Source organism: Pseudomonas sp. NFPP24 (assembly GCF_900112095.1).
In the GTDB taxonomy this organism is placed as follows: Bacteria; Pseudomonadota; Gammaproteobacteria; order Pseudomonadales; family Pseudomonadaceae; genus Aquipseudomonas; species Aquipseudomonas extremorientalis.
In genome coordinates, this window is the sequence record NZ_FOKD01000014.1 from 127,480 (window position 1) to 146,322 (window position 18,843).

Sequence of the window (18,843 nt, forward strand, 5' to 3'; positions counted from 1 at the left end):
GGACAGCGCGTCGCTGCAAGCCGCATGAACCAAGGGTCTAATGGACAAACCGCCTCTCTGCCACTAAGGTTCCTGCCTTGACCGCAACCCCGGCAAAGAGCCATCCCCATGAGCAAATACAACCAGATCTATACGGATCTGCTTGCCAGCATCACCACTGAACGCCTGCAACGCGGCACGCGCCTCCCCTCCGAAACCGAACTGATGGACAGCTACCAGGCCAGCCGAGGCACCGTGCGTCGCGCCATCGAGCAGTTGCAGGAGCGCGGGTTTGCGCAAAAGATCCACGGCAAGGGCACGTTCGTGTTGTCGCCCAACCCGATCGAGTTCCAATTGGGCGGCATCGTCAGCTTCCACGAAACCCATGCCGACCTGGGCGACGACGTACGCACCGAAGTGGTCGAATTCACTCAGTTCCCACTGGAAGGCTCACTGCTGCAACACATCGAAGCCGAACCCGGCACCCTGATCACCCGCATCAAACGGGTACGGCGCATCGGTGGCAAACGGGTGATCCTCGACATCAACCACTTCGTGGCCGACGTGATCCCCGGCCTGGACCGCTCGATTGCCGAGCAGTCGATCTACGCGTTTATCGAACAGACGTTGCAGCTGCAAATCGCCTACGCCCAACGCACCATCGAAGCCCTGCCGCGCGGCAAGGACGACCAGACACACCTCGACCTCGAAGGTCAGAGCCATGTGATAGTGGTAAGTAACCAGACGTTTTTGCAGGACGGGCGGCAGTTCGAGTACACCGAGTCGCGGCATACGTTGGATAAGTTTTACTTTTCGGATATTGCGCGGCGGTAAACAAACACCAAAAGCACAAAACCCCGGCACATGACCGGGGTTTTGTTATTCAACGCTCACCTGCTACCGCAGGATCACTCCCACTCAATCGTCGCCGGCGGCTTGCTCGACACGTCATACGTCACGCGCGAAATGCCTTCGATCTCATTGATAATACGGCCACTGACGGTCTCCAGCAGTTCGTATGGCAGGTGCGCCCAACGGGCGGTCATGAAGTCGATGGTTTCCACCGCACGCAGGGCCACGACCCATGCGTAACGACGGCCGTCACCGACCACGCCAACCGATTTCACCGGCTGGAACACCACGAACGCCTGGCTGACTTTGTGGTACCAGTCGGCCTTGCGCAGTTCTTCGATAAAGATGTGGTCGGCGCGACGCAGCAGGTCGGCGTATTCCTTCTTCACTTCACCGAGGATCCGCACGCCCAGGCCCGGGCCCGGGAATGGGTGGCGGTAGACCATGTCGTACGGCAGGCCCAGTTCCAGGCCCAAGCGGCGGACTTCGTCCTTGAACAGTTCGCGCAGCGGTTCGACCAGCTTGAGGTTCATTTCCTCCGGCAGGCCACCCACGTTGTGGTGGGACTTGATCACGTGGGCCTTGCCGCTCTTGGCGCCGGCCGACTCGATCACGTCGGGGTAGATGGTGCCCTGGGCGAGGTACTTGATGTTGTCCAGTTTGCTGGACTGGGCATCGAACACGTCGATGAAGGTACGACCGATGATCTTGCGCTTCTTCTCCGGGTCGGACTCGCCGGCCAGGTTGTTGAGGAACTGGTCCTCGGCGTTGGCGCGGATCACCTTGACGCCCATGTTCTCGGCGAACATGGCCATCACCTGCTCGCCTTCGTGCAGGCGCAGCAGGCCGTTGTCGACGAATACGCAAGTCAGCTGGTCGCCGATGGCTTTGTGCAGCAGGGCTGCGACCACGGAGGAGTCAACACCGCCGGACAGGCCGAGCAGGACGTTATCGGTGCCGACCTGGGCGCGAACCTGGGCGATGGCATCTTCAGCAATCTTGGACGGGGTCCACAGGGCCTCACACTCGCAGATGTCGAGGATGAAGCGCGACAGGATGCGCCCGCCTTGCTTGGTGTGGGTCACTTCCGGGTGGAACTGCACGCCGTAGTAGCGGCGCTCGTCGCTGAACATGCCGGCGATCGGGCAGCTCGGGGTGCTGGCCAGGATGTGGAAGTCCTGCGGCATTTTGGTGACCTTGTCACCATGGCTCATCCATACGTCGAGGCCGAACAGGCCGTCGGCGTCGACGTGGTCTTCGATGCCGTCCAGCAGGCGGCTCTTGCCGACCACGTCGACACGGGCATAACCGAATTCACGCAGCTCGGAACCTTCAACCTTGCCGCCCAGTTGCTCGGCCATGGTCTGCATGCCGTAGCAGATACCGAAGACCGGTACGCCCAGGTCGAATACCGCTTGCGGGCAACGCGGGCTGTTGGCTTCGTGCACAGACTCTGGGCCACCGGCGAGGATGACGCCTTTCGGTGCGAATTCGCGGATCGCTTCGTCGTCCATGTCGAACGGATGCAGTTCGCAGTACACGCCGATTTCGCGCACGCGGCGGGCGATCAGCTGGGTGTACTGGGAACCGAAATCGAGGATCAGGATGCGGTGGGCGTGAATGTCGAGGGCCATGAAGTCAGTCTCGTCTAATGAATCAGAAACAACTCGGGGCTGAAGAACAGCCCCGGTTACTTAACATTTTGCTGGAAGCCTCAACCTACGCGGTAGTTTGGCGCTTCCTTGGTGATCTGCACGTCGTGGACATGGGATTCAGCCATGCCGGCGCCGGTGATCCGTACGAACTCTGGCTTGGTGCGCATTTCTTCGATGTCGGCGCTGCCGGTGTAGCCCATCGAGGAACGCAGGCCGCCCATCAGTTGATGGATGATCGCGCTCAGGGTGCCTTTGTAAGGAACACGGCCCTCGATGCCTTCCGGGACGAGCTTCTCGGCGCCTGCCGAGGAGTCCTGGAAGTAACGGTCGGAAGAACCTTGCGCCTGGGACATGGCGCCCAGCGAACCCATGCCACGGTAAGCCTTGTAGGAACGACCCTGGAACAGTTCGATCTCGCCTGGCGCTTCTTCGGTACCGGCGAACATCGAGCCCATCATCACGCAGGAAGCACCGGCTACGATGGCCTTGGACAGGTCACCGGAGAAACGGATGCCGCCGTCGGCGATCAACGGAACGCCGGTGCCTTCAAGGGCTGCGGCGACGTTGGCGATGGCGCTGATTTGCGGCACGCCGACACCGGCGACGATACGGGTGGTGCAGATCGAGCCAGGGCCGATACCGACCTTGACCGCATCGGCGCCCGCTTCGGCCAGGGCCTTGGCGGCTGCGCCGGTGGCGATGTTGCCGCCGATCACCTGTACTTCAGGGAAGTTCTGCTTGACCCAGCGCACGCGGTCGATCACGCCTTTGGAGTGGCCGTGGGCCGTGTCGACCACCACCACGTCAACGCCGGCAGCGACCAGGGCCGAAACACGGTCGCCGGTGTCTTTACCGGTACCGACGGCGGCACCAACGCGCAGACGACCTTGATCGTCCTTGCTGGCCAGCGGGTAAGCCTTGGCTTTTTCGATGTCGTTGACGGTCATCATGCCTTTGAGGGCGAATTTGTCGTCGACGATCAGCACGCGCTCGATGCGGTGCTTGTGGAGCAGCTCGCGCACATCGTTCTTGTCGGCGCCTTCCTTGACAGTGACCAGACGCTCTTTGGGCGTCATCACTTCACGGACGGTGACTTCAAGACGGTTCTCGAAACGTACGTCACGGGAAGTGACGATGCCAACCAGGTCGCCATCGTGCAGTACCGGAACGCCGGAGATGTTGTGCAGGCGGGTCAGGTCGAACAGGTCGCGCACGGTGGCGTCGGCTTCGATGGTGATCGGATCTTTCACCACGCCGGCTTCGTAACGCTTGACCTTGCGCACTTCGGCAGCCTGCTGCTCGATGGTCATGTTCTTGTGGATGATGCCGATGCCGCCTTCCTGAGCCATGGCGATGGCCAGACGGGCTTCGGTGACGGTGTCCATGGCAGCGGAAACCAGGGGAATATTCAGCTCGATGCCACGGGTTAGGCGGGTCTTGAGACTGACTTCGTTAGGAAGCACCTCGGAATAACCGGGCACTAGGAGAATGTCGTCGAATGTCAGAGCTTCTTGGCTGATACGCAGCATCGCGGGGGCTCCCGAGCGGGAAAATGGAAGCGCGCCATTATATACATGCACCCTGTCGGGCTCAATGTAAAACTCTGACAAACTTGGGAATACTGATAGAAGGGTTACAACTCGACTTTGACCCAACTCATCTTCTGGTCCAGCCAATCGGCGAATTCGTCGATAAAACTTTGCTTGAACCCTGCCTCCGCCCAGTTGTTGAAGATAAATCCCAGGTTGGAAAACCCGCACTCCTGCAGGAACAGGAACCCGTTGATGTCGTCTTCATACCCACACAGCGGGCAGGTGAAGTTGTCGGTGTGGCCGGGCATCCAGTCTTCCAGGCTTTCGAACAGCGCTTCGCCGACTTCCTTGCGGCATTGCGGGCAACCGGCTTCTTCGAGAAAGCCCTTGGCCGGCGTGTAGATGCAGCGCTTGTAGATGATCTCCAGGCCATTGATCGGCTCGTTGAACGGCAGTGCCTGCGGGTAAAGCACCACGGCGCGTGCGCCATCGGCCAGGGCGTAGCCCATGCGGTTGCCGGTGCGGCCACAGGTGGTCAGCTCTTCCTTGATGATGTTCTTGCGCACCAACCAGCGCACGATCGCCCGGGCGCGGGGTTCGTGGACGGGCAAGGTGGAGATTTTCGGGACAAGGATGCTTTGGGAATTCATGGGAGTCCTGCGGTGTGGCGTCTGGCGTCATCGGGAGCAAGCCCCCTCTCACATTTTGGGGCGGGTGAGGGCTTGCCCCCGAAGAGGCCGTGAAGGCAGGCAGCTTAATCCCTGAAAAAAACAGGTCAAGTACTCAAATACCGCCCGATCAATGCAATACCGCTGGCCAGCACCAACCACGTCACCAACCGCACAAACGCCTCACGCGACATACGCATCGTCAACCGGCGCCCACACCACAGCCCCATGGCCATCGCCGGCAACAGGCAAAGCGCCAACATCAGCAGCGGCAGGTCCGCGTACACCCCGGCAATCAGGAACAGGCTCAAGCGCACCACCGTGCTGCAACTGATCAACGCACTCTGGGTGGCGCGCGCCGCGTCTTTGGGGAGACGGCTATTCAGATAGATCGCATAGAGAAAGCCGCCACTGCCAAACAACGCACCAAACAATCCGCCCACCGTGCCCATGGGTATTGACCACCTGGCAGCGAGCTGCGTCGGCCGCGCCTTCACCGCCAGGCTATAGATCGCATAGGCACTGATAAACAGGCCCATCAACAACAGCAAAAGGTCCGAATGCAGGTTGAGCAAAAACACCACGCCAAGTGTGCAGCCAATCGCCATGCACGGCAGCAAGCGCAGCAGCTCCGGCTTGTTCACATCGCGCCGCGACTGCAGCAGGTTGCCAAACGCCGCGACAAAATCCAGCAACACCAACAGCGGGATGATCTTCGACAACGGCATGAACAGGATCAGCAGCGGCCCCGCCACCAACGCGGTGCCAAATCCCGCGATACCGAACACGATATAGGCCACGACGATGCCCAGGCCGATCACCAGCCAATCCATCCCGCCAAACGACCACTGACTCATCAGCTCAACCGGGCTCATGGGGTATTCCTTGCAAGAGATGGCCATCACTTTAGCCATCGGTGAGGGATGCGACTAATATCTTCGAAACCCTCTACCTATCTCGAAAAGGCATGACGTGTGATATCCACCCGCCAACTGCGGTACTTCGTCGAAATCGCCGACAGCGGCAGCTTCAGTGCCGCCGCCGAGCGCCTGTTTGTGGCGCAGTCAGCCTTGAGCCGACAGATCAAGGAGCTGGAGACCCAGCTGAAAACCCCGTTGTTCGAGCGCACCGCACGTCAACCGCGCCTTACGGCCGCAGGTGAGGCCTTTTATCCGCGGGCCCGCAACCTGCTGAGTGAACTACTCAAGGCCAGCGAACTGGCGACCCAAGTGGGCAATGGCGAACTGGGCACGCTGCGCCTGAGCCATTCGAGCACTGTGCCGATGAGCGGCCCTTTGCTGCAGGGCATCAGCGCTTGGCTGGAACGCTGCCCTGGGGTGTCGATGGATATCGTCAAACTGTCCTCCGAAGCGCAGCTGGAAGAAATCGCCGACGGTCGCCTTGAGGTGGGCGTGCTGCGCTTGCCGGTACTGCGCCAGCGCGAGGGGGTTCGGGTGCTACCTTTGTATAACGAGCAACTGTTGCTGGCCGTACCGCCCAACCATGCGTTAGCGCGTAGTCAGGCGCCCATCGAGCTAGGGCAATTGAAGGACGAAGCGTTTATTTCAATACCCCATCCCCAGCGCGGCGGCTTGAGCTATCTGTCAGCCGAGTTGTGCATGCGTGCCGGATTTTTCCCCAAGGCCGCGCGAGTGATGTCGCGCAAGACCACCCAGCTGCAACTGATCCAGGCCGGCTTCGGTATTGCCTTGTTACCAAAATCCATGCAGGACATCGCCCCCGCCAACGTGCACTTTTTGCCCCTGGCCGACCCGGACTGCCTCAGCACCGTGGCGTTGGCCTGCGCACAGGCGCCGAGCGCGCTGGTGGAGCAATTCTGCCAAACCTTGCACGAATGCCTATAAACTGCCGCCCATGATTAAAGATCCTTTTGCCCGTCTGGGCCTGGACCGCGAAGTCCTGACTGTCAGCCAGCTCAACGGCCGTGCGCGGGTGCTGCTGGAAGACGTGTTCACCAATATCTGGGTCGAAGGCGAGATCTCCAACCTCGCCCGCCCGGCTTCCGGTCATGTGTATTTCACCCTCAAGGACAGCGGCGCCCAGGTGCGTTGCGCGTTGTTTCGCAACAACGCTGCACGGGTGCGCCAGGCGCTGAAGGATGGCCTGGCGGTGAAAGTGCGCGGCAAGGTCTCGCTGTTCGAGGGACGGGGCGACTACCAACTGATCCTCGATACCGTGGAGCCGGCCGGTGATGGGGCGTTGCGCCTGGCGTTCGATGCGCTGAAGGAAAAGCTCAGCGCCGAAGGGCTGTTCAGTGCCGAACGCAAGGTGCCGCTGCCGGCGCATCCTCGACGCATCGGCATTATCAGCTCGCCGACCGGCGCGGTGATCCGCGACATCATCAGTGTGTTCCGCCGCCGTGCGCCCAACATTGAACTGACCCTGATCCCCACCGCCGTGCAAGGCCGCGAAGCGATCCCGCAGATTGTGCGCGCGTTGAAACTCGCGGATGCCCGTGGCTTCGATGCGCTGATCCTGGCCCGTGGCGGCGGCTCGCTGGAAGACCTCTGGTGCTTCAACGAGGAAGCCGTGGCCCGTGCGGTGGACGCCTGCGTCACACCGATCGTCAGCGCCGTCGGGCATGAGACCGATGTGTCGATCAGCGACTTCGTGGCAGACGTGCGCGCTCCTACGCCCTCCGCCGCAGCCGAACTGCTCGCGCCAGATGCCAGCCACCTGGTGCGCCAGGTCGAAAACCTGCACCGCCGCCTGGTGCTGCTGATGCGCAATCGCCTGAGCCACGACCGCCTGCGCCTGGAAGGCATGGCCCGGCGCCTGCGTCACCCCGGCGAACGCCTGCGCCAGCAAGCCCAGCGCCTGGACGACCTTGACATGCGCCTGCGCCGCGCCTTCGAGCGCAACCTCAATACCCGCCGTGAACGCCTGATCCGCCTGGAAACGCGCCTTGCCGGCCAACACCCGGGGCGCCAACTGGCACTGCTGCGCCAGCGCCTGGACAGCCTCGCCGAACGCCTGCCCCGCGCCATGCGCGAAGGCCTCAAGGCGCGGCGCCTGCAACTGCAAAGCCAGATGCAGACGCTGCATGTGGTCAGCCCGTTGGCGACCCTGGGCCGTGGCTACAGCATCCTGCTGGACGAGCGCGGACAGGCTATTCGCAATGCCGCGCAGACCCACACCGGCCAGCGCCTGACCGCGCGCCTCGGTGAGGGCCAATTGCAGGTGCGGGTGGAAGACAACCACCTGACACCCGTCACCCTTTCGTTATTGGATTGATCGATGCCACGTCTCTTCAGTGTGTTGATGCTGCTGTGCCTTGCCTTTAACGCGCAGGCCGACAGCTACATTTCCCGCACCCTCAACAAGCCCGTGCCTGGCGGGGTTGCCGTGGTCGAACTCGGTCCTTCCGCTGCCGCGCCCAAAGCCACGTACCAGGGCAAGCCTGTATTGGTGGTGAAAGAAGCGGACACCTGGCTGGCGATTGTCGGTATTCCGTTGACGGTCAAGCCGGGCAATGAGCGCATCAGCAGCGGCGGGCGCAACCTGCCGTTTATCGTCGGCTACAAAAAGTACCCGGAACAGCGCATCACCCTGAAAAACAAAAGCCAGGTAAACCCTGACCCGGCGCAGCTCAAGCGCATCGAAGGCGAATTGGCAGTGCAGCTCAAGGCCTACCGCAGTTTCAGCCCTAACCTGCCGAGCAACCTGGTGCTGGACAAACCGGTGAACGGGCCGCTGTCGAGCAAGTTTGGCGTGCGGCGGTTCTTCAACGGTGAAGAGCGCAACCCCCATTCTGGCCTGGACTTTGCCGTGCCGGCCGGTACGCCGATCAAAACGCCGGCCAATGGCAAAGTGATTCTTGTGGGCAACTACTTCTTCAACGGCAACACCGTGTTCGTCGACCATGGCCAAGGCTTTATCAGCATGTTCTGCCACATGTCGAAGATCGACGTGAAAGTGGGCGATCAGCTCACACGCGGCGCAGTGGTGGGCAAGGTCGGCTCGACTGGTCGGGCGACCGGGCCGCACATGCATTGGAACGTCAGCCTGAATGATGCGCGGGTTGATCCGGCGATCTTTATCGGCGCGTTCCAACCCTGAAAGGCTCGATTGCGCGCTCGACAACGGGCGCGCAATTAAATCCAGCCGCCAGACCATCTTCAGGCAATAAATCTCGTTTCACAGGTCAATAACAGAAGTTCTCTCAATTTTTAGCGACTGCTTGCCATCTTTCACCCCGGCAGTTAGGGTTGAGCCTATGAAAACCTCTCACACCCTCATTCAGCTCCGCCAGCACCGCAGCCTGTGCCTCGTCAGCGCACGACTGCCAGGCTGAATCGATCTGCCTCGTCTTTACGTTTTATCCCTAAAAACAGTTCTACGGCAGGCCGCCTTTTCTCGGCCCCTACAACAAAGGATTTCCCGATGAGCATGCTCAAAGACCCGTCTTCGAAGTACCGCGCGTTCCCGACCATCGATATCCCGGACCGCACCTGGCCATCGAAGACCATCACCGAAGCGCCGATCTGGTGCAGCTCCGACCTGCGTGATGGCAATCAGTCGCTGATCGAGCCGATGGACGCAGTGAAAAAGCTGCGTTTCTGGAAGACCCTGGTCGCCGTCGGCGTGAAAGAAATCGAAGCCTCGTTCCCCGCTGCCTCGCAAACCGACTTCGACTTCGTGCGCACCCTGATCGAAGACGGCCACATCCCCGAGGACACCACCATCCAGGTGCTGACCCAGGGCCGTGAAGACTTGATCGCACGCACCTTCGAATCCCTGCGCGGCGCCAAGAAGGCCATCGTGCACCTGTACAACGCCACGTCGCCGTCCTTCCGCCGCATTGTGTTCAACCAGGACAAGGAAGGCATCAAGGCCATCGCGGTCAACGCGGCCAAGCTGTTCGTCAAATACGCCGCCCAGCAGCCGGAAACCCAGTGGACCTTCGAATACTCCCCGGAGACTTTCAGTGCCACCGAGCTGGAATTCGCCAAGGAAGTCTGTGACGCGGTGATCGAGGTGTGGAACCCGACGCCTGAGCACAAGATGATCCTCAACCTGCCGGCCACTGTGGAGTGCGCCACGCCGAACATCTATGCCGACCAGATCGAGTGGTTCGGTCGCCATATCAACCGTCGGGACAGTGTGATCATCAGCCTGCACACCCACAATGACCGTGGCACCGGCGTAGCGGCTACCGAGTTGGGCCTGATGGCCGGCGCCGACCGTGTCGAAGGCTGCCTGTTCGGCAACGGCGAGCGTACCGGCAACGTCGACCTGGTCACCGTGGCACTGAACATGTACACCCAGGGCCTCGACCCGCAGCTGGACTTCTCCGACATCGACGGCGTGCGCAAAGTCGTCGAAGAGTGCAACCAGATTCAGGTTCACCCACGTCACCCGTACGTCGGCGACCTGGTGCACACCGCGTTCTCCGGCTCTCACCAGGACGCGATCCGCAAGGGCTTCGCCCAGCAGAAAGACGATGCGCTGTGGGAAGTGCCGTACCTGCCGATCGACCCGGCCGACATCGGTCGCAGCTACGAGGCTGTGATTCGCGTGAACAGCCAGTCGGGCAAAGGCGGCATCGCCTACCTGCTGGAACAGGAATACGACATCAGCTTGCCACGTCGCATGCAGATCGAATTCAGCCAAGTGGTACAGGCCGAAACCGACCGCGTGGGCCTTGAGATGACTGCACCGCAGATCTACGCCTTGCTGCAGCGCGAATACCTGCAAGCCAACACCCCGTATGCGCTGGTCAGCCATCGCCTGCAGGAAGAAAACGGCAACAGTTTTGTCGAGGTGGAAGTCTCGGGCAAGGGCCAGGGCGAAACCAACCTGCACTGGAAAGGCAAAGGCAACGGCGCCCTGGAAGCGTTGGTGGCCGGCTTGCCGATTGGCGTGGAGATCATGGACTACAACGAACATGCGATCGGTGCGGGCACCAACGCCAAGGCGGCGGCCTACATCGAACTGCGTGTGAACGGTGAGCGTCCGGTACATGGCGTGGGCATTGATGAAAACATCACCACGGCCAGTTTCAAGGCGCTGTTCAGCGCGCTGAACCGTTCGTTGAGCCAGTTGGCAGCGAAGGCGGCATAAGCAGTCTGCTTAAAATGTGAAAGGCCCCTGGATATGAGTCCTGGGGCCTTTTTTTTGGTTTTTTGTGGTCTGTGAGGGCCTCATCGGGGGCAAGCCCCCTCCCACACTTTAATTTGTGAATACATTCAAAATGTGGGAGGGGGCTTGCCCCCGATAGCGGTCTGTCAGACAAACTGGAAAGTATCGGCATCCAGGTTCGCCGGAAACCGCGTGCGGTACGCCGCCAGCTCTGCTGCATCCAGATTGACCTGGAACACCCCATCCGCCTCCCCCGCACTCAGCAGGGTCTCGCCCTGGAAGTCCAACACCTGGCTGTCCCCGGTGTAGGCAAAGCCCTTCCCATCCGTGCCCACCCGATTCACCGCCGCCACATAGCACAGGTTTTCAATCGCCCGCGCCGGCAGCAGTCGGTTCCAGTGCGAGCGCCGCGCCCCCGGCCAGTTGGCGGTGTACAGCAGCAGGTCGGTGTCCTGGGCATCGCGGCTCCACACCGGGAAGCGCAGGTCGTAGCAAATCAACGGGCGAATACGCCAGCCTTTCACTTCGAACTGCACCTGGCGCTCACCGGGGGTGTAGTGGTTGTGCTCGCCGGCCATGCGGAACAGGTGGCGCTTGTCGTAATGCAACACCTCGCCATCCGGCCGTGCCCACAGTAGGCGGTTGCGGTGGCTGCCGTCGGCAGCCTGGATGATCACGCTACCGGTGATGACGGCGTTGTACTTCGCGGCCTGGGCCTGTAGCCAACGGTGGGTCGGGCCGTTCTCGGGTTCGGCGAGGGTCGCGGATTCCATGGAGAAACCGGTGGTGAACATCTCCGGTAATACGATCAGGTCGGCACCTTGCGCCTGTTCCAACAATAACTCGAAGTGCTCAAGGTTCGCTTGGCGGTCGTGCCAGGCCAGGCTGGTCTGGATCAGGGCGATGTTCAGGTTCGGCAGTGCACTCAGATCACGCATAGTTTTTCAGCCGCTTGTTGCAGCGTTTCCTCGCGTTTGGCAAAGCACAGGCGCACCAGGCGCTGGCCTTGGGGTGGGGTCTGGTAGAACACCGAGACCGGAATCGTCGCCACGCCATGCTCGCGGGTCATCCACAGTGACATGGCGACGTCATCCAGGTCCGGGCGGATCTGTGAGTAATCCACCAGTTGGAAGTAGGTGCCGGTCACTGGGGTGAAGCTGAAGCGCGATGGCACCAGCAGGTCGCAGAACAGATCGCGCTTGGCCTGATAGAACGCTGGCAACTCGTCGACATGCTCCGGGTGTTCTGCCATGAAATCGGCCAATGCGTACTGCAGCGGGGTTACACCACAGAAATTGACGTATTGATGCACCTTGCGCAGTTCAGCGGTGAGGGCCGGCGGCGCGACGACGTAGCCGGTTTTCCAACCGGTGACGTGGTAAGTCTTGCCGAAGGAACTGACCACGAACGCACGCTGATACAGCTCATCGTGGGCCAGCACACTGACGTGGGGCACACCGTCAAATACCAGGTGCTCGTAGACTTCATCGCTGACCAGGTAGATGTCACGGTCGCGGATCAGTTCGGCCAACTGGTCCAGTTCGGCGCGGCTGATCAGCGCGCCGGTCGGGTTGTGTGGGGAATTGAGGACGATCATCCGCGTACGCGGTGACAGCGCCGCCTTGATCTTCTCGAAGTCCAGCGCGAAGCCATCCAGGCTCAGTTGCACGTGCACGCAACGGCCGCCGGCCAGCTCCACCGAAGGCTCGTAGCTGTCGTAGCTGGGGTCTAACACGATGACTTCATCACCCTGGCGAATCACCGCCTGGATCGCACAGAAGATCGCCTCGGTAGCACCAGGGGTAATGGTCACTTCAGTGTCCGCATTGACCGTGGCGCCATAGCTACGGGCGATCTTGGCGGCTACCTGCTGGCGCAGCACCGGCAGGCCGGTCATGGGCGCGTATTGGTTGTGCCCGAGAGCGATATGCTTGCCCACCGCATCGAGCAAACCCTGGGGGCCATTGAAGTCCGGAAAGCCCTGGGACAGGTTCAGCGCACCGGTTTCGGCGGCGAGTTGCGACATGGTGGTGAAAATGGTCGTGCCGACATTCGGCAGCTTGCTGGTGATCATGGGAGCCCCCTTCGGGTGAGCTACAAGTTTTAAGCTGCAAGCCGCAAGCAGGTCAAGGGGCAAACCACCAGGCACAAAAAAGGGCTCCAAAGGAGCCCTCTCTTGCAGCTGACAACTTGAAGCTGTCGTTACTTCTTATCGCGGCGCTTCTTGTCGGCCTTCTTGTGGTGAGTCATCAAACGACGCTTCTTGTTCACCTGACGGTCAGTCAGTGTGTTCTTGTTGCCTTCGTATGGGTTCTCGCCACCCTTGAACTCGATACGGATCGGCGTGCCGACCAGTTTCAAGACACGGCGGTAGGTGTTTTCCAGGTAACGCACATAGGACTTCGGCACCTTCTCGATCTGGTTACCGTGAATCACGATAATCGGCGGGTTGGCACCACCCAAGTGGGCGTAACGCAGTTTGATCCGGCGGTTGTTGACCATCGGCGGCGCGTGCTCGCCAACCGCATCTTCCAGGATCTGGGTGAGGCGGTTGGTCGGCCAGCGGGTCACTGCGGACTTGAACGAGTTCTGCACGGAAGCGTACAGGTTGCCCACGCCGGTGCCGTGCAGTGCCGAGATGAAGTGGATGTCGGCGAACTCGACGAAGAACAGGCGCCGTTGCAGCTCGACCTTGACGAAGTCGCGCTCGCTCGGCGTCATGCCGTCCCACTTGTTGATCGCGATCACCAGGGCACGACCGGCCTCCAGGGCAAAGCCCAGGAGGTTGAGGTCGTGGTCCACCACACCCTCGCGGGCGTCCATCACGAAGATCACCACGTTGGCGTCTTTGATCGCCTGCAGGGTTTTGACCACCGAGAACTTTTCGACTTCCTCGTGGATCTTGCCGCGCTTGCGCACACCGGCGGTATCGATCAGCGTGTACTTTTCCTCGTTACGTTCGAACGGGATGTAGATGCTGTCGCGGGTGGTGCCGGGCTGGTCATAGACGATGACCCGGTCTTCACCGAGCATGCGGTTGACCAGGGTCGACTTGCCGACGTTGGGACGACCGATGATAGCGATCTTGATACCGTCTTTTTCGCTCGGGCCAGGAATGCGCTTGGCTTCCTCACCTTCGGCAACGATTTCCTCTTCGCCCTCTTCCTCCTCGACGTCATCCTTGGGGAAATCGCGCAGGGCAATTTCCAGCATCTGGGTGATACCACGACCGTGGGCACCTGCGACCGGGATCGCATCGCCCAGGCCCATCGGGCTGAATTCGGCACGGGCAGCTTCAGGATCGATGTTGTCGATCTTGTTCGCGACCAGATAGGAACGCTTGTTGCGCTTGCGCAGGTGCTCGCCAATCATCTGGTCGGCAGCGGTGTAGCCCGCACGGGCGTCCACCAGGAACAACACGACATCGGCTTCTTCAATGGCCAGCAGCGACTGCTCGGCCATCTTTTCGTCCATGCCATGCTCGTCACCGGAGATACCACCGGTGTCGACGATAATATAGGAGCGCCCTTGCCACTTTGCCTCACCGTATTGGCGATCACGGGTCAGACCGGACAAGTCGCCGACGATGGCGTCGCGAGTCCTGGTCAGGCGGTTGAACAAGGTGGACTTGCCGACGTTAGGTCGGCCCACCAGGGCGATTACGGGAACCATGCGGCTCTCCACTTCGTTATTTCAGAAAATACAAAAGCCGCTGCAGGGCAGCGGCTGGTGCTCGGGGCAGCATAATCAAATGCCGCATGCCCCGCCTGAGCGGGGCCGCCTGGGTATTACCCCAAGCATAGTTCTTACTTGATGGTCAGGGCTTCCAGCTTGCCGCTGTTGCCATACACATAAAGCATGTTACCCACCACCAGCGGACGCGCACGCAGGCCGTCGCTGTCGATACGCTCACGACCGACGAAACGACCGTCCACCTGGCTCAACAGGTGCAGGTAGCCTTCGAAGTCGCCGACCGCGACATAACTGGAGAACACTTCCGGTGCCGACAACTGGCGGCGCGCCAGGGAATCGTTGCTCCACAGTGCCGTGGTGGAACGCTCGTCGACACTTTCAACGGTGCCGGACGCCAGGCTGACGTAGACGCTGCCAAACCCTTGGGCGACACCGGCGTAGCTGGAAGCATCACGCTGCCAGTTGACGCGGCCGCTCTGCAGGTCCAGTGCCGCAACACGGCCCTGGTAAGTGGCGACGTAGAGGGTTTCACCCGACAGCAGCAGGCCGCCATCGATGTCCACCACGCGGTCCAGTTCGGAACGACCTTGCGGGATGGCCACACGGGTTTCCCAGGCCGGCACGCCGTTCTGGGTATCCAGGGCGACCACTTTACCGGTCGACAGGCCTGCAACGGCCAGATTGTTGGTCACAATCGGACCACTGGTACCACGCAACGTCAGCACCGCCGGGGTGCTGTCGTACAACCAACGCTGTTCGCCGGTGCTGGCGTCAAGGCCGATCACACGGTCATCCTGGGTTTGCACCACGACGATATCGCCGTTGGTGGCAGGCGGTGCGAGCACTTCACTGGTCACGCGAGCGCGCCATTTCTCTTCACCGGTGCTGGAATCCAACGCCACGACTTCGCCCTTGAGCGTGCCGAGCAAGACCATGCCGTAACCTACGCCTACGGCGCCGGATACCGGAATTTCGAGGTCTTTCTTCCACTTCACGTCGCCGTTCATGCGATCCATGGAAATGACGACGCCGGTCACGTCGGCGGCGACGATATTTTCACCGTCGATAGCCGGTACCAGCATGTTGTAGGTTTCACCCTGGCCGTCACCGATGGAGCGGCTCCACTGCTTTTGCAGGACCACTTCTTCCTTGAAGCTGGTCAGCTCCGCAGGCGGCAGTTCTTTTTTACTGTTGCTGCTGCAACCCGCGGCCAGAATGGCCAGAGCCAGCAATGCTGCATGTTTCCAACGGATCACGTCACGCATCCCCTTTGGCCAAGTCGTCCAGCTTGATTTGTAAGCCACCGACCGCCGCTTCATCAGACAGCGCCGCCTTGGCTTTCTTGTACGCAGCATTGGCTTCGTCGGTACGACCCAATTGGACCAACAGGTCGCCCTTGAGCTCTTCGCGAGTGGCTACAAATGCCTTGTCAGCATCGCCGTCGAGCAGTTTGAGTGCTTCGTCAGCCTTGTTCTGTGCCGCCAGTACCTGGGCCAGGCGCTGACGTGCGATTTCACCCAGGGTCGGGTTGGTCGGCTTGTCGGCGATGGCCTTCAACTCAGCGGCGGCGTCGTCCAGCTTGCCGGTGTCGACCGCGACCTTCGCGACGAACAGGCTGCCGTATTGGGCGTAGGTGCTACCGCCGAATTCGTTCTTCAGCTTACCGGCCAGGTCTGCAACCTGCGCAGGATCGGGCTTGCCGTCCGGCGTCAGGGTGGTTTCCAGCAATTGCTGATAGAGGATCGAGGCGCCTTGGGACTGGTTGGCCTGATACTTGGTCCAGGCCTGCCAGCCGAACACCACCACTAAAGCCAGCAGACCGCCAGTAACCAGGGGCTTGCCGTTGCGCTGCCACCAGTCCTTGAACTCGGCCAGTTGCTCATCATCAGTACTCGACACCCCAATACTCCTTAATCGCTAAATTCGGCTGTTCGACAGCTTCAACCCTGCACGACGCAGGTGGCCAAGTGCGCAGCGAGCGCATCAAAGGCAATGTTCTGTTGCTCACCCTGGCCACGCAGGGGTTTGAAACCTATCACTTGCTGGGCCAGTTCGTCTTCGCCGAGGATCAGTGCATACAGCGCACCGCTCTTGTCGGCCTTCTTGAACTGGCTCTTGAAGCTGCCGGCGCCGGCGTTGACCTGCAGGCGCAGGTTCGGCAGTTGATCGCGTACTTGTTCGCTCAGGGCCAGGGCAGCTAGTTCAGCGGCCTCGCCAAAGGCACACAGGTACACATCCACCTGGCGGGAGATCTCTTCCGGGACCTGCTCCAGGGTTTCCAGCAGCAGGATCAGCCGCTCGATGCCCATGGCAAAACCCACGCCGGTGGTCGGCTTGCCGCCCATCTGCTCGACCAGGCCGTCGTAGCGGCCACCGGCACACACGGTGCCCTGGGCGCCAAGCTTGTCGGTGACCCACTCGAAGACCGTCTTGCTGTAGTAATCGAGGCCACGCACCAACTTTGGATTGATGACGTAAGGAATACCGGCTGCCTCCAGGCGAGCCTTGAGGCCCTCGAAGTGGATGCGGGATTCGTCGTCCAGGTAATCGGCCATTTTCGGCGCGTTGACCAGCACGGCCTGGGTGTCGGCGTTCTTGGTATCAAGGACGCGCAACGGGTTGGTTTTCAGGCGGCGCTGGCTGTCTTCGTCCAACTTGTCCAGGTGGGCGGACAGGTACTCGACCAGGGCCACGCGATAGCGGCCCCGGGACTCGCTGGTGCCCAGGCTATTGAGCTCAAGCTTGACCGCGTCGCGGATGCCCAGCAGGCCCCACAGGCGCCAGGTCAGCACGATCAGCTCGGCGTCGATGTCCGGACCGTCGAGGTTGAACACCTCCAGGCCGATCTGGTGGAACTGGCGATAGCGACCTTTCTGCGGGCGCTCGTGGCGGAACATCGGGCCGATGTACCACAGCTTCTGTGGCTGGCCGCCACCGGTGAGACCATGTTCGAGTACGGCGCGCACGCACGCGGCAGTGCCTTCCGGACGCAGGGTCAGGGAGTCGCCGTTGCGGTCCTCAAAGGTGTACATCTCTTTTTCGACGATGTCGGTCACTTCACCGATGGAGCGCTTGAACAGCTCGGTGAACTCGACGATCGGCATGCGGATCTGCTTGTAACCGTAGTTATCCAGCAGGCGCGCAACAGTGCCCTCGAAGTAGCGCCACAGCGGCGTCTGCTCCGGAAGGATGTCGTTCATGCCACGAATGGCTTGCAGAGACTTGCTCACATCAAATCCTTAAATTCGTTCTTAGCCGCGCGCGATCAGCGCTGCGTCAGCCGCGACCTTTTCGGCCGCTTTCTCGCGGATCAGTCTTTCGAGATCATCCACCAGATTGTCATTCGTCAACTTATGCGACGGTTTGCCGTCGATGTAGATCAGGTTCGGTGAGCCGCCGGTCAGGCCGATGTGCGCCTCTTTGGCTTCACCCGGACCGTTGACCACGCATCCGATCACCGCAACATCCAGCGGCACCAGCAGGTCTTCGAGGCGTCCTTCCAGTTCGTTCATGGTTTTCACCACGTCGAAGTTCTGCCGCGAGCAGCTCGGGCAGGCAATGAAGTTGATGCCTCGGGAACGCAAACGCAGGGATTTGAGAATGTCGTAACCGACCTTCACTTCCTCTACGGGGTCTGCCGCCAGGGAGATGCGGATAGTATCGCCAATCCCTTCGGCGAGCAGCATACCGAGACCCACCGCAGATTTCACTGTGCCTGAGCGTAAACCGCCGGCTTCAGTGATACCCAGGTGCAACGGCTGCACGATCTCCTTGGCCAGCAGGCGGTAGGCTTCTACCGCCATGAACACGTCGGAGGCCTTTACGCTGACCTTGTAGTCCTGGAAATTCAGGCGCTCAAGGTGTTCGACGTGGCGCAGCGCAGATTCAACCAGCGCGGCCGGGGTCGGCTCGCCGTATTTCTTTTGCAGGTCTTTTTCCAGGGAACCGGCGTTGACGCCGATGCGGATCGGAATGCCGCGATCGCGAGCAGCATCCACCACCGCACGCACACGGGCTTCGCTGCCGATGTTGCCCGGGTTGATACGCAGGCAGTCCACGCCCAGCTCGGCCACGCGCAAGGCGATCTTGTGGTCGAAGTGGATGTCGGCAACCAAAGGCACCTTGACCTGTTGCTTGATGCGACCGAAGGCCTCGGCAGCGTCCATGTCCGGCACGGAAACGCGCACGATGTCCACGCCAGCGGCTTCCAGGCGGTTGATCTGGGCAACGGTGGCGGCCACGTCATTGGTGTCGCTGTTGGTCATGCTCTGTACGGCGATGGGGGCGTCGCCACCCACCGGCACCGAGCCGACCCAGATTTTGCGCGATACGCGACGTTTGATTGGAGATTCGCCGTGCATG

16 protein-coding genes are annotated in these 18,843 nt (G+C 60.9%); 5 read left to right on the top strand and 11 right to left on the bottom strand.

Annotated elements, in window-relative coordinates; all coding sequences use genetic code 11:
* The first annotated feature begins 108 nt into the window (after nucleotides 1-108).
* Complete coding sequence (treR, locus tag BM026_RS25285) at nucleotides 109-813, top strand: trehalose operon repressor (RefSeq protein ID WP_093513880.1); 705 nt, start codon at nucleotides 109-111, stop codon at nucleotides 811-813.
* Between the two features lie 74 nt (nucleotides 814-887).
* On the opposite strand, the gene guaA is transcribed toward treR, so the two are convergent.
* The 4 genes from guaA to BM026_RS25305 all read right to left on the bottom strand — a co-directional run bounded on the left by guaA (nucleotide 888) and on the right by BM026_RS25305 (nucleotide 5,561).
* Nucleotides 888-2,465, bottom strand: coding sequence for a glutamine-hydrolyzing GMP synthase (gene guaA / locus BM026_RS25290; RefSeq protein ID WP_092249186.1), 1,578 nt, complete (start codon nucleotides 2,463-2,465; stop codon nucleotides 888-890).
* 80 nt (nucleotides 2,466-2,545) lie between these two features.
* The gene (guaB, locus tag BM026_RS25295; protein WP_010207937.1) at nucleotides 2,546-4,015 is read right to left on the bottom strand and encodes an IMP dehydrogenase; all 1,470 of its coding nucleotides are present in this window, start codon (nucleotides 4,013-4,015) and stop codon (nucleotides 2,546-2,548) included.
* Nucleotides 4,016-4,119: 104 nt separating this feature from the next.
* Complete coding sequence (locus BM026_RS25300) at nucleotides 4,120-4,668, bottom strand: sugar ABC transporter ATPase (RefSeq protein WP_093128416.1); 549 nt, start codon at nucleotides 4,666-4,668, stop codon at nucleotides 4,120-4,122.
* A gap of 125 nt (nucleotides 4,669-4,793) precedes the next feature.
* Nucleotides 4,794-5,561 (bottom strand): sulfite exporter TauE/SafE family protein, encoded by a 768-nt coding sequence (locus BM026_RS25305; protein ID WP_093128414.1) that lies wholly within the window; start codon nucleotides 5,559-5,561, stop codon nucleotides 4,794-4,796.
* Nucleotides 5,562-5,660: 99 nt separating this feature from the next.
* Here BM026_RS25305 and BM026_RS25310 point away from each other — a divergent pair, with 99 nt between their 5' ends.
* From BM026_RS25310 to leuA, 4 genes are all read left to right on the top strand, one after another.
* On the top strand, nucleotides 5,661-6,551 hold the full coding sequence (locus BM026_RS25310) for a LysR family transcriptional regulator (RefSeq protein WP_092249195.1): 891 nt from the start codon (nucleotides 5,661-5,663) through the stop codon (nucleotides 6,549-6,551).
* Nucleotides 6,552-6,561: 10 nt separating this feature from the next.
* On the top strand, nucleotides 6,562-7,941 hold the full coding sequence (xseA, locus tag BM026_RS25315) for an exodeoxyribonuclease VII large subunit (RefSeq protein WP_093513878.1): 1,380 nt from the start codon (nucleotides 6,562-6,564) through the stop codon (nucleotides 7,939-7,941).
* Between the two features lie 3 nt (nucleotides 7,942-7,944).
* A complete protein-coding gene (locus BM026_RS25320; protein WP_071489255.1) occupies nucleotides 7,945-8,766 on the top strand; it encodes a M23 family metallopeptidase in 822 nt (273 codons plus the stop codon).
* A gap of 324 nt (nucleotides 8,767-9,090) precedes the next feature.
* Nucleotides 9,091-10,770, top strand: coding sequence for a 2-isopropylmalate synthase (gene leuA, locus BM026_RS25330; RefSeq protein ID WP_071489254.1), 1,680 nt, complete (start codon nucleotides 9,091-9,093; stop codon nucleotides 10,768-10,770).
* A gap of 164 nt (nucleotides 10,771-10,934) precedes the next feature.
* On the opposite strand, the gene BM026_RS25335 is transcribed toward leuA, so the two are convergent.
* The 7 genes from BM026_RS25335 to ispG form a co-directional block, all read right to left on the bottom strand.
* On the bottom strand, nucleotides 10,935-11,726 hold the full coding sequence (locus BM026_RS25335) for an amidohydrolase (RefSeq protein ID WP_092249200.1): 792 nt from the start codon (nucleotides 11,724-11,726) through the stop codon (nucleotides 10,935-10,937).
* Nucleotides 11,714-12,862 carry a pyridoxal phosphate-dependent aminotransferase gene (locus BM026_RS25340; protein WP_093513876.1) on the bottom strand — a complete coding sequence of 383 codons (1,149 nt, stop codon included), beginning with the start codon at nucleotides 12,860-12,862 and terminating at the stop codon, nucleotides 11,714-11,716. The genes BM026_RS25335 and BM026_RS25340 overlap by 13 nt, the downstream gene beginning before the upstream one ends.
* 128 nt (nucleotides 12,863-12,990) lie before the next feature.
* Nucleotides 12,991-14,460, bottom strand: a complete 1,470-nt coding sequence (gene der / locus BM026_RS25345) for a ribosome biogenesis GTPase Der (RefSeq protein ID WP_058423368.1) — start codon at nucleotides 14,458-14,460, stop codon at nucleotides 12,991-12,993.
* A 134-nt stretch (nucleotides 14,461-14,594) separates the two neighbouring features.
* Nucleotides 14,595-15,746: an outer membrane protein assembly factor BamB gene (bamB, locus tag BM026_RS25350; RefSeq protein ID WP_071489252.1), complete on the bottom strand. Its 1,152-nt coding sequence runs from the start codon at nucleotides 15,744-15,746 to the stop codon at nucleotides 14,595-14,597.
* The gene (locus BM026_RS25355) at nucleotides 15,739-16,380 is read right to left on the bottom strand and encodes a YfgM family protein (protein ID WP_032890712.1); all 642 of its coding nucleotides are present in this window, start codon (nucleotides 16,378-16,380) and stop codon (nucleotides 15,739-15,741) included. The genes bamB and BM026_RS25355 overlap by 8 nt, the downstream gene beginning before the upstream one ends.
* A gap of 41 nt (nucleotides 16,381-16,421) precedes the next feature.
* Nucleotides 16,422-17,711, bottom strand: coding sequence for a histidine--tRNA ligase (gene hisS, locus BM026_RS25360; protein WP_092249206.1), 1,290 nt, complete (start codon nucleotides 17,709-17,711; stop codon nucleotides 16,422-16,424).
* Nucleotides 17,712-17,732: 21 nt separating this feature from the next.
* Entirely contained in the window at nucleotides 17,733-18,842 is a 1,110-nt protein-coding gene (ispG, locus tag BM026_RS25365) for a flavodoxin-dependent (E)-4-hydroxy-3-methylbut-2-enyl-diphosphate synthase (protein WP_071489250.1), read from the bottom strand.
* Between the last annotated feature and the right edge of the window lies 1 nt (nucleotide 18,843).

Coding starts and splice junctions, on each gene's coding strand:
- treR (WP_093513880.1), top strand. CDS start 109: ATGAGCAAATACAACCAGATCTATACGGATCTGCTTGCCAGCATCACC.
- guaA (WP_092249186.1), bottom strand. CDS start 2,465: ATGGCCCTCGACATTCACGCCCACCGCATCCTGATCCTCGATTTCGGT.
- guaB (WP_010207937.1), bottom strand. CDS start 4,015: ATGCTGCGTATCAGCCAAGAAGCTCTGACATTCGACGACATTCTCCTA.
- BM026_RS25300 (WP_093128416.1), bottom strand. CDS start 4,668: ATGAATTCCCAAAGCATCCTTGTCCCGAAAATCTCCACCTTGCCCGTC.
- BM026_RS25305 (WP_093128414.1), bottom strand. CDS start 5,561: ATGAGCCCGGTTGAGCTGATGAGTCAGTGGTCGTTTGGCGGGATGGAT.
- xseA (WP_093513878.1), top strand. CDS start 6,562: ATGATTAAAGATCCTTTTGCCCGTCTGGGCCTGGACCGCGAAGTCCTG.
- BM026_RS25320 (WP_071489255.1), top strand. CDS start 7,945: ATGCCACGTCTCTTCAGTGTGTTGATGCTGCTGTGCCTTGCCTTTAAC.
- leuA (WP_071489254.1), top strand. CDS start 9,091: ATGAGCATGCTCAAAGACCCGTCTTCGAAGTACCGCGCGTTCCCGACC.
- BM026_RS25335 (WP_092249200.1), bottom strand. CDS start 11,726: ATGCGTGATCTGAGTGCACTGCCGAACCTGAACATCGCCCTGATCCAG.
- BM026_RS25340 (WP_093513876.1), bottom strand. CDS start 12,862: ATGATCACCAGCAAGCTGCCGAATGTCGGCACGACCATTTTCACCACC.
- der (WP_058423368.1), bottom strand. CDS start 14,460: ATGGTTCCCGTAATCGCCCTGGTGGGCCGACCTAACGTCGGCAAGTCC.
- bamB (WP_071489252.1), bottom strand. CDS start 15,746: ATGCGTGACGTGATCCGTTGGAAACATGCAGCATTGCTGGCTCTGGCC.
- ispG (WP_071489250.1), bottom strand. CDS start 18,842: ATGCACGGCGAATCTCCAATCAAACGTCGCGTATCGCGCAAAATCTGG.